The sequence below is a fragment of the Nocardia sp. CA-135398 genome, assembly GCF_050955845.1.
Classification (GTDB): Bacteria; Actinomycetota; Actinomycetes; order Mycobacteriales; family Mycobacteriaceae; genus Nocardia.
In genome coordinates this window covers 2,367,648-2,381,621 of the sequence record NZ_CP192084.1, presented here as the reverse complement: position 1 = coordinate 2,381,621, position 13,974 = coordinate 2,367,648, and the positions used below count along the sequence as shown (strand labels likewise).

The 13,974-nt window shown below is 65.1% G+C and carries 14 protein-coding genes and 1 pseudogene; 9 read left to right on the top strand and 6 right to left on the bottom strand.

Annotated elements, in window-relative coordinates; genetic code table 11:
* Positions 1 to 405: 405 nt before the first annotated feature.
* The 4 genes from ACQP1T_RS10600 to ACQP1T_RS10585 all read left to right on the top strand — a co-directional run bounded on the left by ACQP1T_RS10600 (position 406) and on the right by ACQP1T_RS10585 (position 3,970).
* Entirely contained in the window at positions 406 to 600 is a 195-nt protein-coding gene (locus ACQP1T_RS10600; protein WP_433759763.1) for a hypothetical protein, read from the top strand.
* Between the two features lie 34 nt (positions 601 to 634).
* Positions 635 to 1,138, top strand: a complete 504-nt coding sequence (locus ACQP1T_RS10595) for a hypothetical protein (RefSeq protein ID WP_433759762.1) — start codon at positions 635 to 637, stop codon at positions 1,136 to 1,138.
* Positions 1,135 to 2,298, top strand: a complete 1,164-nt coding sequence (locus ACQP1T_RS10590; protein WP_433759761.1) for an MAB_1171c family putative transporter — start codon at positions 1,135 to 1,137, stop codon at positions 2,296 to 2,298. Before ACQP1T_RS10595 ends, ACQP1T_RS10590 begins: the two co-directional genes overlap by 4 nt.
* Before the next feature lie 409 nt (positions 2,299 to 2,707).
* Positions 2,708 to 3,970 (top strand): FAD-dependent monooxygenase, encoded by a 1,263-nt coding sequence (locus tag ACQP1T_RS10585; protein WP_433759760.1) that lies wholly within the window; start codon positions 2,708 to 2,710, stop codon positions 3,968 to 3,970.
* A gap of 94 nt (positions 3,971 to 4,064) precedes the next feature.
* Here ACQP1T_RS10585 and ACQP1T_RS10580 read toward each other — a convergent pair.
* A pseudogene (locus tag ACQP1T_RS10580) lies at positions 4,065 to 4,403 on the bottom strand (transglycosylase family protein); the annotation flags it as partial.
* A 334-nt stretch (positions 4,404 to 4,737) separates the two neighbouring features.
* Here ACQP1T_RS10580 and ACQP1T_RS10575 point away from each other — a divergent pair.
* Positions 4,738 to 5,307: a hemerythrin domain-containing protein gene (locus ACQP1T_RS10575; RefSeq protein ID WP_433759759.1), complete on the top strand. Its 570-nt coding sequence runs from the start codon at positions 4,738 to 4,740 to the stop codon at positions 5,305 to 5,307.
* Positions 5,308 to 5,353: 46 nt separating this feature from the next.
* On the opposite strand, the gene ACQP1T_RS10570 is transcribed toward ACQP1T_RS10575, so the two are convergent.
* Together ACQP1T_RS10570 and ACQP1T_RS10565 are read right to left on the bottom strand one after the other, a co-directional pair.
* Positions 5,354 to 5,596 (bottom strand): hypothetical protein, encoded by a 243-nt coding sequence (locus ACQP1T_RS10570; protein ID WP_433759758.1) that lies wholly within the window; start codon positions 5,594 to 5,596, stop codon positions 5,354 to 5,356.
* 51 nt (positions 5,597 to 5,647) lie between these two features.
* The gene (locus ACQP1T_RS10565; protein ID WP_433759757.1) at positions 5,648 to 6,421 is read right to left on the bottom strand and encodes a GTP-binding protein; all 774 of its coding nucleotides are present in this window, start codon (positions 6,419 to 6,421) and stop codon (positions 5,648 to 5,650) included.
* 124 nt (positions 6,422 to 6,545) lie between these two features.
* Between ACQP1T_RS10565 and ACQP1T_RS10560 the strand changes: the two genes are divergently transcribed.
* The 4 genes from ACQP1T_RS10560 to ACQP1T_RS10545 all read left to right on the top strand — a co-directional run bounded on the left by ACQP1T_RS10560 (position 6,546) and on the right by ACQP1T_RS10545 (position 10,627).
* Positions 6,546 to 6,992 carry a Zn-ribbon domain-containing OB-fold protein gene (locus ACQP1T_RS10560; RefSeq protein WP_433759756.1) on the top strand — a complete coding sequence of 149 codons (447 nt, stop codon included), beginning with the start codon at positions 6,546 to 6,548 and terminating at the stop codon, positions 6,990 to 6,992.
* Positions 6,985 to 8,187 (top strand): lipid-transfer protein, encoded by a 1,203-nt coding sequence (locus ACQP1T_RS10555; RefSeq protein ID WP_433759755.1) that lies wholly within the window; start codon positions 6,985 to 6,987, stop codon positions 8,185 to 8,187. Before ACQP1T_RS10560 ends, ACQP1T_RS10555 begins: the two co-directional genes overlap by 8 nt.
* Positions 8,188 to 8,293: 106 nt before the next feature.
* On the top strand, positions 8,294 to 8,920 hold the full coding sequence (locus tag ACQP1T_RS10550; RefSeq protein WP_433759754.1) for a dihydrofolate reductase family protein: 627 nt from the start codon (positions 8,294 to 8,296) through the stop codon (positions 8,918 to 8,920).
* A 201-nt stretch (positions 8,921 to 9,121) separates the two neighbouring features.
* The gene (locus tag ACQP1T_RS10545) at positions 9,122 to 10,627 is read left to right on the top strand and encodes an FGGY-family carbohydrate kinase (protein ID WP_433759753.1); all 1,506 of its coding nucleotides are present in this window, start codon (positions 9,122 to 9,124) and stop codon (positions 10,625 to 10,627) included.
* Positions 10,628 to 10,705: 78 nt separating this feature from the next.
* Here ACQP1T_RS10545 and ACQP1T_RS10540 read toward each other — a convergent pair whose 3' ends face one another.
* From ACQP1T_RS10540 to ACQP1T_RS10530, 3 genes are read right to left on the bottom strand one after another with little or no spacing between them, the layout of a single operon-like run.
* Entirely contained in the window at positions 10,706 to 11,977 is a 1,272-nt protein-coding gene (locus tag ACQP1T_RS10540) for a sugar ABC transporter permease (protein WP_433759752.1), read from the bottom strand.
* Positions 11,974 to 12,798, bottom strand: a complete 825-nt coding sequence (locus tag ACQP1T_RS10535; RefSeq protein WP_433759751.1) for an ATP-binding cassette domain-containing protein — start codon at positions 12,796 to 12,798, stop codon at positions 11,974 to 11,976. The genes ACQP1T_RS10540 and ACQP1T_RS10535 overlap by 4 nt, the downstream gene beginning before the upstream one ends.
* Before the next feature lie 30 nt (positions 12,799 to 12,828).
* Positions 12,829 to 13,926 carry a substrate-binding domain-containing protein gene (locus ACQP1T_RS10530; RefSeq protein WP_433759750.1) on the bottom strand — a complete coding sequence of 366 codons (1,098 nt, stop codon included), beginning with the start codon at positions 13,924 to 13,926 and terminating at the stop codon, positions 12,829 to 12,831.
* Positions 13,927 to 13,974 lie beyond the last annotated feature (48 nt).

Below are 13,974 nucleotides of genomic sequence, written 5' to 3'. Positions count from 1 at the left end.
GATGCGATTCGGCGCCCGGTCTTCCTGCTGGGCAATCACTATCGGAGCCAAGAGGACCGGCAGTTTTCGTAGCCGACCGACACGGGCGCCGCCGGTCCCGACCGGCCGCGGGGCAGGACTGTGTTGGGTGGACAACCAGGGCCGTGGCCTTCTCGCGCCGGTGTCGAGCAATGCCGCGGTGAACCGAGGACCTGCCGACGGTCGACCTCCGGGGGTGCTGCTGCCCACTGCCGGTCCTCTCGCCAAGACATAACGCATCTACCGGCGCGTCAACACTCGTGATTGGTTGCCGACTCTTGTTCACACCAGTTGATGCGGCTGATTATTGCCACGTCTGGCGTGTCCTGTCAACGGTTGTCAAGTGATAATGGTTCGCAACCATTCCAGTTGACGGAAGGGCGATCGGTGGACCACCCAGTCTCGACGTTGGCGTCGAAATCGACCCATCTGTTCGATGTCGTGCGCAGGCCCGACGGTCGCGAGTTCGGCAACCAGGAGGTCGCCGCCGCGATGACCCGCGACCAGGCTCGATTCACCGATGTGATCAACCGTTTTCGCCGATTGGAGCGACTACCCGCAGGCCGCCCCGGCGAGCAATAGCACACGAAAACCTCCACCCAGCAAGGACTGCCCCATGCGGACCACTGATTTGCGGAAGCGCTGCGAACGGCGAATCGATACGCTCTCGCTACCGGCTCGTTTCGGTATCGGCGATGTGTGCGAGCGTCTGGAGAGTCATGTGGGCAGACGGATCGAACTGATCCCGATGGCGTTGCCGCCAGCGAGTCCACTCGGGTTGCTGATCACCGACGAACGCGGACACTCCGTTATCTACGAGGAGTCCGCCAGCCCGATTCACCGGCAGCAGATCATCTTCCACGAATTCGCGCATCTCCTCTTCGGTCACCGCGGTCAACCGATCAGCGATGATCGACGGCACTGCATGTTCGTGCACATCGCCGATGAGATCCAAGGCCAGGTGCTCGCCAGGTCCTGCGGGTCGACCGAGCAGGAAACCGAGGCCGAGATGACGGCGACATTGCTCCTGCGGCGCGCGCACCGGTCGAGCCAGCCGGTCACCGTCGCCGCCGATCCGGCGATCGCCGACATAGTCCGCCGCTTGGATAAATCACTGTGACCCCCGACCCGATTCTGCTGATCTTGCTCACGGCGTTCGCTTGTGGCGCAGTCCTGGCCATCAAGGCGCGCGACATCATGCGGGATCCGGATAACGGGATGCACCGTGCGAGTGCGCTTTTCGCTGCCGCGATCCTGGCGACCATGATGCTCTGGCTCGAATCCGATGCCATCGACCAGCACACCCATGTTCGGACAATCGGCATCTTGCTCAGTGACATCACGGCAATGCTCGCGGTGTGCGCGAGCCAGATATGGTTTGTGTACCTCACGACACCGACCGAGATCGCGCGGCGCAGATCCCCGCTGTGCTACGCGGGGTTCGGAGTTGTCGTCGGCGCGGTCGTCTTGCTGTTCGCCGCCTTCCCACCGGCCTCAGCGAATGATGCCCAATATCGGTATCTGTTCATCTGCTACGTCGGTGTCAGCGCCGTCGCGGCGGTAGTGTTCGGGTTCCGCTACGCCGCGCTCACCGCGAAGCCGTGGCTACGCATCGGATTTCGGGTTATCGCACTAGGCGGCATCGCCGTGATCGCGCGCCTGGCCTTCCTCGGATATGTACTGGTCGTCGTCGATCTCGGCCACGAGGCCCGGCCGGTGTATGCCACCGTGGACGGACTACTCACCGTAGCCGGACTGCTCATCGTCATCACCGGGATGGCACTGCCATCGGGGGGCGAGTTTCTGGGCGCGCTGCTGCACGCTTACCGATGCCACCGAGCTGAACGACAACTCGGTGAGCTGAGCTGGCACCTGACTTCCGCGACCGGGACGACGAGCGTTGTGCCGCTGCCTGCCAGCCGCGAATGGAATCCTTTGCGGGACGCTGAATTTCGGCTCTGTCGCCGGGTCGTCGACATTCGGGACGCGCAACTGGCATTGCGCGGATATGCCGATCCACGGGCGCGACAACTCGCCGCCGACCGGTACGACGCACTCGGCTTACCGGACGATGAGCGCGGCCCGATGATCGAGGCGGCCGTCATCGCGTCCGCGATCACGGCGAAGCAAGCAGGCGACCCGCCCCAGCACAACACGACGATGACCCTGTCTACTGAACAAGGCGGCACCGACACATTGCTCGACGAAGCCAGGTGGCTCGGACGTGTCGGCCGCGCCCTGCGATCTGCCGAGATCGCGCGTCGCAACGCCGAGGTCTAGCTGCTGTGTTCGTCATCGTTATTTCCGAATGACGTTGGGCCAGTGGGTAACCCACACAGCGCGTAGGTGAGCATGCTACCGATATCCCTGGTAGGTGGAGACCTGCGCCGAGCGGCAGTGCACGCCCGCCCATGCCGCCGATTTCAATTCGTCGAAGGCAGGTTCCGGCCGTGTGAAGCGCACCCTCACATGCTGGAGTCTCGGGAACATTTGTTCAAGACACTGTTCGCGCCAGCGGCGACAGTTAGAGGGTGATTTCACCTGTACTCCGCGCCGAAAACAGCGCCCGCTCGCGCGCGGAGATCGAGGCGGCACTGGACGCACGGGCGTCGAAAGCCGTTCCGAGACAATGCCGCTCGGCAAGCTCATGCCGTCGATCAAGAATTCTCGTCAAGTAAGGAAACTGCTCATGCGGATTCTCATTTCCGGTGCCAGTATCGCCGGTCCGGTGTTGGCGTATTGGCTCACCAGGCACGGCTTTTCGGTCACCGTCATCGAGCGCGCTCCGGCGCTGCGCAAGACCGGCGGCCATGCGGTCGATCTGTTCCGGCCCGCGGTGGACATCTCGGAGAAGATGGGCGTGCTCCCACGCGTCGAGCAGCGGGCGACCGGCACGAAGCGGATGACTCTGTACCGCGAGGGCGCACGGCGTCCGGTCGGGGTGGACCTGTCCAAGATCTTCGGCGCCACCTCCGACCGACACGTCGAGATCATGCGTGACGAGTTGAGCGAGATCTACTACGACGCCGCGCGCGAGGACGTCGAGTATGTCTTCGGCGACTCGATCACCGCGATCTCCCCTGAGGGCGAAGTGCGGTTCGAGAACGCCGCGCCGCGCCGCTTCGACCTCGTCGTCGGCGCGGACGGACTGCATTCCAACGTGCGCCGTCTCGTCTTCGGCGACGAGTCCCGGTTCAGCGCATTCATCGGCGCCTACCTCGGTGTGCTGACCCTGCCCAAGGCTTTCGGGCTCGACGGCGAGGTCCGCATCCACGTCGGCGTCGGACGCACCGCGGGCATGTACGGCGCACGGCACCTCGGCGACGCGCGGGCGTTGTTCCTGTTCCGCAGCGAGCACGAGCTCGACTACCACCACCGTGACGTGCCACGGCAGAAAGACCTGCTGCGCAATGCGTTCGGCGGCATGCACGCCGAGGTAGACCGCTGGCTGGACGAACTGGACCGCACCCCGGCGTTCTACTTCGACTCGATCACCCAGCTCCGCATGGACACCTGGTCGCGGGGGCGGGTGACGCTCGTCGGCGACGCGGGCTACTGCCCCGGCCCGGCCGTCGGCGGCAGCACCACTCTGGCCGTCGTCGGCGCGTACATCCTTGCCGGGGAGCTGGCCCGCGCGGACGGCGACTACGAGCGCGCCTTCCCCGCCTACGAGCGCGCGATGGCGGAACACGTGCGCGGCAGCCACGCGGTCGCGCTGAGCGCGGCGAAGACCCTGATCCCCACATCCCGCCTCGGCGTATCGGGACTGGTCCAGGGCAGCCGTCTGATTTCCGCCCTGCCGGCGGGGCTCAGCCGCGCCTTCATCCGCCTAACCACCAAGAGCGCACGTCTCTACAACGCGATGACCGTCGACGACTATCCGCCGTCACCCGCCCCGAGAGACCAGGTCGGCCACGCGGGCGACCCAGGAAGCGGGCTCGGGGTGGGGTAAGGAGCGCTCACCGACCTGCTTGCCGATGTCACTCGCAAGGGCGGTTGCCACTGACCGGCGTGGCTGCGGCTACTCCAGCTCTGCTATTTCATCGCAGGCCGAGCGCTGACGAACAACCCGGCCAAGGGCCCCAGCCCTGAGTGGCGAGTACCTGCTCGGCGACGGCGATCTGCTGCTCACGGGTCGCCTTGTCGGCGGTCTGCCCATACGCGGCACCGCCATACGCAGCCCAGGTGCCCGGCGAGAATTGCAGGCCGCCCTGAAACCCGTTGCCGGTGTTGCTACTCCAATTACCACCCGACTCACATGCGGCGAGGCTGTCCCATTCCTGATCGGTAGCGGCGGACGCTTGGCCGATGTATGCCATGCCGGTCCCGCCGATAATCGCGCTGGTGAGGACGATCTTCTTGAGTGGAGTACCCAGAGTGCCCAATTCGCAGTTCCTTTCGAGTCAGCAAACCTATACAGGTGTCCAAGCATGAAAGGTGATCACTGGATCTTTGGAGCCGTTCGAGTCTGTGCTGGGCGCGGTGAGCTGAAGTGAGAGTCCTCGATATCGTGTCCACATCGAAATACAAACCTGAGTCATGCATGAACCATTGGCAGCCGTCGAAAAGCTTTGACGTCGCTAGGCGCTCGGTAAACCGGACGCGAGCAGCTGGAGGGTGCGTTATCGTCGGCTCCCTGAGGGATATGCCAGCTGCCCCGAGGGGGCGGCCTGCCCTGGCGTTCAGCGCTGACCTGAAGTGCGGTATCAGGGAGGAATTGTGGACATTACCGAGCTGATCCTCGACGACCACCATGAACAGCGGCGACTATTCGCGATACTGGAGCAGATCGATCGCGCCGAGACCGGCGTGCTCTCCGCGATCTGGGACAGGCTGGCCGCCTTTCTCGAGCTGCACGCGCAGGCGGAGGAGGAGATCTTCTACCCCGCACTGCTGCAGGCGGGTATCGCGGCCCGGCGCGCGGCGGGGGTGGAGGACGAGACACTCGACGCTATCCACGACCACAACGAGATCAGGGACGCTATCGCCGAAGTGGCGCGTCATCAGGTCGGTACCGATGACTGGTACGCGGCCGTCGCGGCAGCGAACTACGCCAACAGCGATCACATGGCCGAAGAAGAACGCGAGGGCCTCACCGACTTCCGCCGCCTGACGGGGCTGCCGCGCCGCCATCAGCTGGCCGTGGCCTTCGCCGCTTACGAGGCGCGCAACTACGCCGGAGTCCAGCCCGTCGACAAGGATCCCGTCAGCTACGTCCGTGCGGAAGAGAAGAAGCTGCGGACCACGGCGAGCGGATCGCTGAGTGTCGGCACCCTGAAGCGGCACTGACCCAGATGTGCTGCGGCTCAGGACATCCCGCACATGCCGATCTCGGCTAGCGGCCAGGGTAGAGGTTGCAGAAGTCTTCGGGTTGGAGAAGGCTGCCGTCGCGGGCGATGCGAGCCTGCTCCCGGGTGATGCACTCCTGATACTGCAATCGCCGATCCAGATCGTATTCGTCGTCCCCACTGAGGAACCCGGCGACGAGCGACCCCAGTACCACGACCACTGCCCGCACGATGGCGACTGCCCGCTGCGTCGGCACAGAGGCCAGGGCTGCGGCACCCTGAACTCGCATTCGCCGATTCCGTTGTGCCGGAATCAATATCGTGGACTATGCCAGCGTCCGTCAATGGTCCAGGGCGTGTTCCGGTTGACAGACGTGCAGCGGAGACGGCAGATACCGAACGATGGCGTCCAGGAGCGGGGCGATGTCGTCACTCCATGGCGCGGCATCACACAGGACAGGCACGGCGTCGCCGATGCGCGTGCGGCAGCGGATGCGCTCGTGCAACTGTTCGGGTGGGATCACTCGAAGGCCGAGCGAATCTGCCGCGTCCTGTTCCATCACTGTGGCGACGAGCTTGCGGTACCACTGCTCGGCGACTTTCCAATGGCTGCCGTAGAATTCGGCGGCCATCGGTTCGAGCGCCCACATCGGGACCAGATCGATGACGCCTTCGAAATCGGTGCCGATGCCGATAGGAATCTGCAGCGTCAACGGCACCGCCCCGCGCGTCTCGGCGATCGTGTGGACGCAGCGGTCGAAGTCGGCGGCGGGATGGTCGAGTCCGGTCATCAGACACAGCCGTGCGACCTGATGGTCGTCGGCAACCCGCAGTATCGTCTCGAGTCGCGGGGTGCTCCGCACGGCAGTGTTCACGACCGCGATCACCCCGTCGGCTACCCGGATGGACCGCTCCAGCTCCGCGATCGGCGCGTGGCTGGACAGCTCGGCGATATGGATTGTGTGATCGACGCGGCCCGTCACCCAATGGACCGTGCCGGACCCGCTCCCGGCGAAACGGTGGAACAGGCGGTGGACGACTCGCGTCGTCTCGTCGGGGTCCCCGATGATCGTGACGTTGCGGATCGACTGCGGGTAAATGGCTTTGGTGCCCATCGGGTACTCCAGGTCGACTCGAGGTCTCGTCGCGTCCTCAGTTCGCCTCACCGTACCGCCGCGCGTACATCGCCGGTGCCGAGTTCCGTCCCAAAATAGAACATGTTCCTATAACGTCGGGTTCGTGCAGAAAGAACAACGCCCCGCGGTGGCAGATTGGTTCACTGCGGACGACGGCGCGGTACGTCTCGTGGGAAGTCGCTGCGATGTGTGCGGCACACCGTATTTCCCGCGGAACACGCTGGCCTGTCGCAACCCGCAGTGCGCAAGCCCGAAGGACGGCTCCGAACTGGTCGAATACCTGTTCTCCACGCGTGGCCGGATCTGGTCATACGCGGACGCCCGGTACAAGCCGCCCCCGCCCTATGTCTCCCCCGATCCGTTCGAGCCGTATGTCGTCGCGGCGGTCGAGCTCGAGGTCGAGCAGATGGTGATTCTCGGGCAGGTCGTGCGCGGCATCACCGTGGACGACCTGGCCGTCGGCATGCCGGTGGAACTGACGGTCGGCGTGCTGTACGAGGACGAGGAAGCGGAGCATACGGTGTGGATGTGGAGGCCGGTCGATGCCTGACACGAATGATCGCGACATTGCCGTCCTCGGTGCCGGCATGCACCAGTGGGGCAAATGGGGGCGCAATTTCGTCGAATACGGACTGGTCGCGGCGCGCGCGGCGCTGGCCGATGCCGGGGTGGACCACCTCGATGTCGGCTACATCGCCGGTGCGGACACCATCCGCAACGGATACCCCGGCTTCGTCTCCGGTGCGACATTCGCCCAGGCGTTGGGCTGGTCGGGTGCGCGGATCTCGAGCAGCTACGCCGCCTGTGCCTCCGGTGCGCAGGCCATCGCCAATGCGCGGGCCCAGATCCTGGCCGGGTTGACCGATGTCGCGCTGGTGATCGGCGCGGATGCCGCCCCGAAGGGCTTCTTCCAGCCGGTCGGCGGCGAACGCCGCGACGATCCGGACTGGTTGCGCTTCCACCTGCTCGGTGCCACCAACCCCATCTATTTCGCGCTCTATGCCCGCCGCCGGATGGCACTGCACGGCGCCACACTCGATGATTTCGCCGCAGTCAAGGTGAAGAACGCCAAGCACGGCCTGAACAACCCGTACGCCCGCTACCGCAAGGAGGTTTCGGCCGAGGAGGTCGCGGCCTCGGCGATCGTCTCGGACCCGCTGCGGCTGCTCGACATCTGCGCGACCAGTGACGGCGGTGCGGCACTGGTGCTGACGTCGATGGAGTACGCCCGCCGCCGCGGCGTCACCGACCCGGTCCGTATCCGGGCGCTGTCGACGGTCACGCCGACATTCCCGAAAACCGTCCTCGACCTGCCGGATTTCGCGACGGACTCCGCCGTGGCCGTTGACGCGCCGCCGCGAGCGTTCCGTTCCGCCATCGCGCACGCCGCGTACGAGGAGGCCGGGCTCGGCCCCTCCGACCTGTCCTTCGCGGAGGTCTACGACCTCTCGACCGCTCTGGAGTTGGACTGGTACGAGGACATCGGGCTCTGCGACACGGGCGATGCCGAGGAACTATTGCGCAGCGGCGCAACAACTTTGGGTGGACGCGTGCCGGTGAACCCCAGTGGCGGTCTTGCCTGCTTCGGTGAGGCGATCCCCGCGCAGGCGATCGCTCAGATCTGCGAACTCACCTGGCAATTGCGCGGCCGAGCCGACGGCCGCCAGGTGGAGAACGCCCGTGCGGGCATCGCGGTGAATCAGGGCCTGTTCGGTCACGGCTCGGCAATTATCGCCACGCGCTGAACCGAGGCCGATCCACGCCGCGACCGCGATGAAGCCGCGGTCGCTGTCGTTGGATCGGCCGACCCGAGACCGCTCAGAATCGGTGCGCCGCTCCGTCTGGATTCATATGAAGCTCACCGTTCAGACGTTCCTGACCCTCGACGGCGTGATGCAGGCCCCCGGCGGGCCTGAGGAAGATCCCAGCGACGCCTTCACCCACGGCGGCTGGCAGGCCCCGTTTCCGGACCAAGCCGTCGGCGAGTTCGTCACCGAACTCAACAGCCACGCCAGCGCGTTCCTGTTCGGACGCAGAACCTTCGACATCTTCCGCGGCTACTGGCCCGATCAAACCGACCCCGACAACGCCATTGCCACGGCGATCAACTCGCTGCCCAAATACGTCGTGTCCAACTCACTCAGCGAAGCCGATGCCACATGGCGCGGCGAGCACCCCGACACCGCTCACCTGCTGACCGGCGACCTCGTCGCGGCAGTGCGGGCGCTCAAGGACGAACCCGGCGACGAACTGCAGATCTGGGGAAGCGGCAAACTGCTCCAGACGCTGTTGCAGCACGAGCTCGTCGACCGCTTCCGCCTGATGACATTTCCGCTGCTGCTCGGCTCCGGTCGCCGCCTGTTCAACGACGGCATCCGCCCGGCGACGATGCGCCCTGTCGAGCTCACCGTGACCGATCTCGGCATCGTCCTCGGCACCTACGAACCAAACGGCCCGGTTCGCCACGGCCAGATGTAACGATGGCCGTGCCAGGCCGTCACGGCTGGCCATCACCGTGCTGAACTCCCGCACACGTTCGGGGGGCGCCCCTGGGGCGCTACCAGAGGTGGGCCGCGCCGGACCGAAGCAAACCAGAGCTGGACGACGGGAACGGTCCGGTATCCGCCGCCCGACTCCATTACGCTGATGCCGAACGCGCGGGAATGAGTGGAAGTGCGGGTGACTGGGTTGTCGGATCTGCTGCTTGGTGTCGACATGGGTACGGGCAGCACCAAGGGGGTGCTGACAACCAGCGACGGCAGGATCCTCGCGACGGCGGTCCGAAAACACGGCATGAGCCTTCCTCGGCCGGGCTGGGCAGAGGTCGATGCAGAGATCATCTGGTGGGGCGATCTGGTCGAGGTATGCCGGGAACTCGTTCCCCATATCGGCGAGCATCGTCTGGCTGGCATATGCGTCAGTGGGGTCGGTCCGTGCCTGCTGCTGTGTGACCAGGATTTGCGCCCGGTCCGGTCGGCGATTCTCTACGGAATCGACATGCGGGCTACGGCGGAGATCACTGAACTCACCGAGCGACTCGGTGCCGACCAAGTGCTGCAGCGTTGCGGTAAAGCTCTGTCGACGCAAGCAGTTGGACCGAAAATGCTGTGGGTGGCGCGGCACGAGCCCGACGTGTGGAAACGGGCCACCCGGTGGTACAACTCCAGCTCATATGCCGTCGCAAAACTGACCGGGGCCTACGTGCTCGACCACCATACGGCCAGCCAGAGTGACCCGCTGTACGACCTGCGCGGGCAGGAATGGGCCCAGGATTGGATCGGCGATATCGCCGGGCATCTCGAGATGCCGCAGATCGTTTGGCCGCATGAGGTTGTGGGCGCGATAACGTCAGCGGCCGCAGAGGAGACGGGTCTGCCCGTCGGTACCCCCGTCTGCGCGGGTACCGTCGACGCCTGGAGCGAGGCTTTCAGCGCCGGGGTGCGGCGACCGGGGGACGTGATGCTGATGTACGGCTCGACCATGTTCTTCGTCCAGGTACTTCCCACCCTCCAAACCCACCCGCTGCTATGGACAACCTCTGGCATCGAGCCGGGGCAGTTCACGCTCGCCGCGGGAATGTCGACCTCAGGGTCGCTCACGTCATGGGTTCAGCAGTTGACCGGGGACGTGCCGTTCGAACAGCTCATCGCCGAGGCGGCGGCGGTGCCGCCTGGATCCGACGGCCTGGTACTCCTGCCGTACTTCGCTGGTGAGCGCACGCCGATCTTCGACCCGAGAGCGCGTGGCGTCGTCGCCGGACTCAGCCTGCGGCACGGACGGGGGCACCTCTTCCGTGCCGCATACGAGGGCATCGCCTACGGCATCCGGCAGATCATCGAGTTCCTCGACAGCGAGCAGACCCCGATCGAACGACTCGTGGCTGTCGGCGGCGGAACGCAGGGTGGATTGTGGACTCAGATCGTGAGCGACGTCGTCGGCCGACCCCAGGTGGTGCCGACCCAAACGGTGGGCGCGAGCTACGGCGACGCACTGCTCGCCGCGATCGGAACCGGCCTGGTCGCACCGGAGACCGACTGGGCGACCGTCGGTCAGCTCATCGAACCGAACCCCCGCACCCGGACACTTTACGACGACCTGTTCGGCGTCTACGACAGCCTGTACGGAGCGACGAAACCGCTCGTGCACACGCTGTCCGCCATCCAGGAGTCTCCCTTCACCGAGTGACTCCGCACATGCCGGACGGATGTTCGCCCGACATGCAAGTCGAGGCCCTACTGACATTTCCGGAGGATGTCGAGGAGCTCATGCCTGTCCGTGCGAGACGCGGGAGCGGCGCGCCAATGAATCGATGAGTACCGCCAGGGCAAGGACAGCACCGGTGATCATGAACCGCGGGGCCGACGACAGATTCAGCAATGTCAATCCATTCGAGATGGACTGGATCACGAGGATCCCCAACAGAGCTGAATACGCCGATCCTCGACCGCCGAAGAGGCTCGTACCACCGATGACGGCTGCGGCGATGGCATTGAGATTGACATCGCCGGTGCCAGCACTCTGGCTAGCCGAGGCCAGCCGGGCCGCCATGAAAATACCGCCGAGCGCCGCGAGCGTGCCGGTGAGGACGAACGCGGACGTATAGACCCGGTTGACATTGATACCGGCTCGGCGCGCGGCCTCGACGCTGCCGCCGACCGCGAACATGTGCCTTCCCCAGCGGGTTCGGGTCAGGCCATAGTTCACCACCACGACCGCGATGACGAAGACCATGAACATCCACGGCACTCCATTGTCCTGGTTGAGGTACCAGGCGGCGGCGAGGAAGACGACCAGGAGCGCACCGCTCTTGATCACCCGGGATTGCACGGACGGCCGAGATAGATTGGCGCGCGCCCGTTCTCGGATATTCGCCAGACCCGCGACGAGCACGCCGACCGCGGCGACGACGCAGATTACATAAGCCACAGCGGGTGGGAGGAACTGCTGCTGGCCGAAGGTCACCAGCTGCGAACCGTATGGGAGGTTGATCGATCCGTGGCTGCCGAGCAACTGCAGCTGAAGTCCGAGGAAGGCGAGCAGCCCGGCCAGAGTCACAACGAAGCTCGGCATCCCGAATCGGGTATAGACCAGTGAATAGAGCAGCCCGATCAGCGCACCGCTGAGCAGAGCCGCTAGGACGGCCACCGGCATGGGCCAGCCCTTGTTGACCCACAAGACCCCGAGGAACGCCGCCGACAGACCACTCAAGGAACCCACCGACAGGTCGATCTCCCCGAGAATCAGGACCAGCACGATGCCAAGGGAGATCATTCCGACGGCCGCACTGTCGTATAGCAGGTTGACCAGGTTCGTCGAGGTGAGGAAGACCGGGTTCAGGGTCTGGAAAACAACAGCGATGCCGACCAGACCGACGAGGACAGGCAGCGCTCCCAGATCACCGGAGCGCACGCGGCGACCGAATCCGGTGATCATCGCGCCGACGCCGCCCACACCGACGGTTACTCGGCTGTCCTGGCGGTCGAGTTCAGTGCGCTCGGCCGCCTCGGACTTCGTGGACGTTTCCGTCTGACTCATGACAGCTCCTCTGCGGTGTTCGCAACAGCCGCGTCGATCTCGACCGCTCGCCGGGCCGATCGACGAGCGACGACGTTGTCCGTGGCGCCCGTGATCGCCGCGACAAGCTCGTGGTTGCTCACATCCGGACCGAAGGTTCCGTTGTTGCGACCGAGCCGCAGCACCACGATCCGGTCCGCGACCGCCCGTACGTCCTCCATGTTGTGACTGATCATGATGACGCCGAGCCCCTTGGCGCGCACGCGTTCGATCAGGTTGAGCACTTCCGCGGTTTGCGCCACCCCCAGGGCGGCAGTCGGCTCGTCGAGCATGATGAGCCGCGGGTTGACCAGTAGCGACCGGGCGATAGCGACGGTTTGGCGCTGACCACCCGACAGCGACGCGATCGGGACGCGAACGCTCGGGATCCGAGCCGATAGCTCCCCGAGCAGCTCCCAGGACCGGGTCTCCATCTCGACCTCGCTGAGCCGGGTCCTACCGAGCTCTCTCCCGAGAAACAGGTTGGCGACGACGTCGAGATTCTCACAGAGCGCCAGATCCTGGAAAACAGTCGCGATGCCGAGTTCGAGTGCCGCGTTCGGCGAGGGAATCGCGACGGGCTTCCCGTCGAAGAACAGCTCACCAGAGTCGGGCTGATGAACACCGGACAGGACCTTGACCAGGGTGGACTTACCCGCCCCATTATCGCCGACGAGGGCGACCACCTCACCGGCGTGGACTTCCATGTCGATGTCGGCCAGCGCGGAGACCGCGCCGAAAGTCTTGCCGATACCGCGAAGGCTGAGCACCGGCGTCGTGGACGATGTTGCCGTGACTGTCATAAGAACTCTATCGGTGACGTGGAGGCGGTTTCAGGAGATCCCCAGTGCCGTGCATCCAGCGGCATAGGCACCGGTGCACAGCTCCGCCGCGGTGTTGATCTTGGCGTCGACGATATCGGCCTTGAGGTTGTCCCGTGTGACGACCTTCGGCACGAAGAGCATGGTCGGGGCCGTGAAGACGGTTGTCAGGTTGCCGCCACCGACGGCCTCGACCTGCTTGCCCTCGACGAGGTCGACGACCACTTCAGCTGCTGCGGCAGCGACTATCTCGCTGGGCTTGGAGATCGTGTTGTACTGGTCACCCGAGATCACGAGCTGCAGCCCCGCGTTGGTCGCGTCGTTACCGGTAACCGGCGGGATAGGCTTGACGTTCGCGGCCTTCAACGCGGCAATGGCGCCACCGGCCGTCCCGTCGTTGGCCGCGACGATCCCGCCGATCTGCGCCCCGAATCGGGAGACCTGGCCTGCGACCCACTGTTGCGCGGCGGTCGGCTCCCAGTCCGGGGTGTCGTACTCGGCGAGTGTCGCGTACCCACCGCTGGCGAGGCCTTCGTGGATGCCCTTCTTGATCAGGCCTGCTGCCGCGTCGGTCGGTGAGCCGTTGACCTCGAGGATCCCCTTGTCGGTCGGGACACCGGTGTCCTTCATGTGCTTGACGAGCGATTCGGCGATTGCCTTACCGATGGCCTCGTTATCGAAGGACACGTAGTAGTCGACCTTCGCGTCCGGGATGGGCCGATCGTAGGCAACGACCTTGATTCCCCTGGCCTGTGCACGAGACACCATGGAGGCCGCGGCCGTGGAGTCGACCGGATCGATCACGATGGCCTTGACGCCCTGCGAGATCGCGGCGTCGAACTGCTGCTGCTGCTTCGCCGCGTCAGCGTTGGCGTTGTTGTAGAGCGTCGTACAGCTCGCGCACACCTTGCCGAGCGCGGCCTTGAAGCCCGGCGCATCGTGCTGCTCATACCGGGTCGATGCCTGGTCCGGCATGAGGAAGGCGATCTTCGCGCCATCGATACCGCCGGTAGCGGTTTTGGCGTTCTTACCCGAGCTACACGCCGCGAGCGGCAGGGTGAGGGCAATAGCGAGAACAAGGGCAGCCCGGGTGGTCTTGATAACGTTCATTACGATGTCTTTCCGATCTGATGTGGGTCCGGGTGGCAGTGAGCGAGC

Coding starts and splice junctions, on each gene's coding strand:
- ACQP1T_RS10535 (WP_433759751.1), bottom strand. CDS start 12,798: ATGACAGTCACGGCAACATCGTCCACGACGCCGGTGCTCAGCCTTCGC.
- ACQP1T_RS10565 (WP_433759757.1), bottom strand. CDS start 6,421: ATGGGCACCAAAGCCATTTACCCGCAGTCGATCCGCAACGTCACGATC.
- ACQP1T_RS10585 (WP_433759760.1), top strand. CDS start 2,708: ATGCGGATTCTCATTTCCGGTGCCAGTATCGCCGGTCCGGTGTTGGCG.
- ACQP1T_RS10570 (WP_433759758.1), bottom strand. CDS start 5,596: ATGCGAGTTCAGGGTGCCGCAGCCCTGGCCTCTGTGCCGACGCAGCGG.
- ACQP1T_RS10555 (WP_433759755.1), top strand. CDS start 6,985: ATGCCTGACACGAATGATCGCGACATTGCCGTCCTCGGTGCCGGCATG.
- ACQP1T_RS10595 (WP_433759762.1), top strand. CDS start 635: ATGCGGACCACTGATTTGCGGAAGCGCTGCGAACGGCGAATCGATACG.
- ACQP1T_RS10540 (WP_433759752.1), bottom strand. CDS start 11,977: ATGAGTCAGACGGAAACGTCCACGAAGTCCGAGGCGGCCGAGCGCACT.
- ACQP1T_RS10530 (WP_433759750.1), bottom strand. CDS start 13,926: ATGAACGTTATCAAGACCACCCGGGCTGCCCTTGTTCTCGCTATTGCC.
- ACQP1T_RS10550 (WP_433759754.1), top strand. CDS start 8,294: ATGAAGCTCACCGTTCAGACGTTCCTGACCCTCGACGGCGTGATGCAG.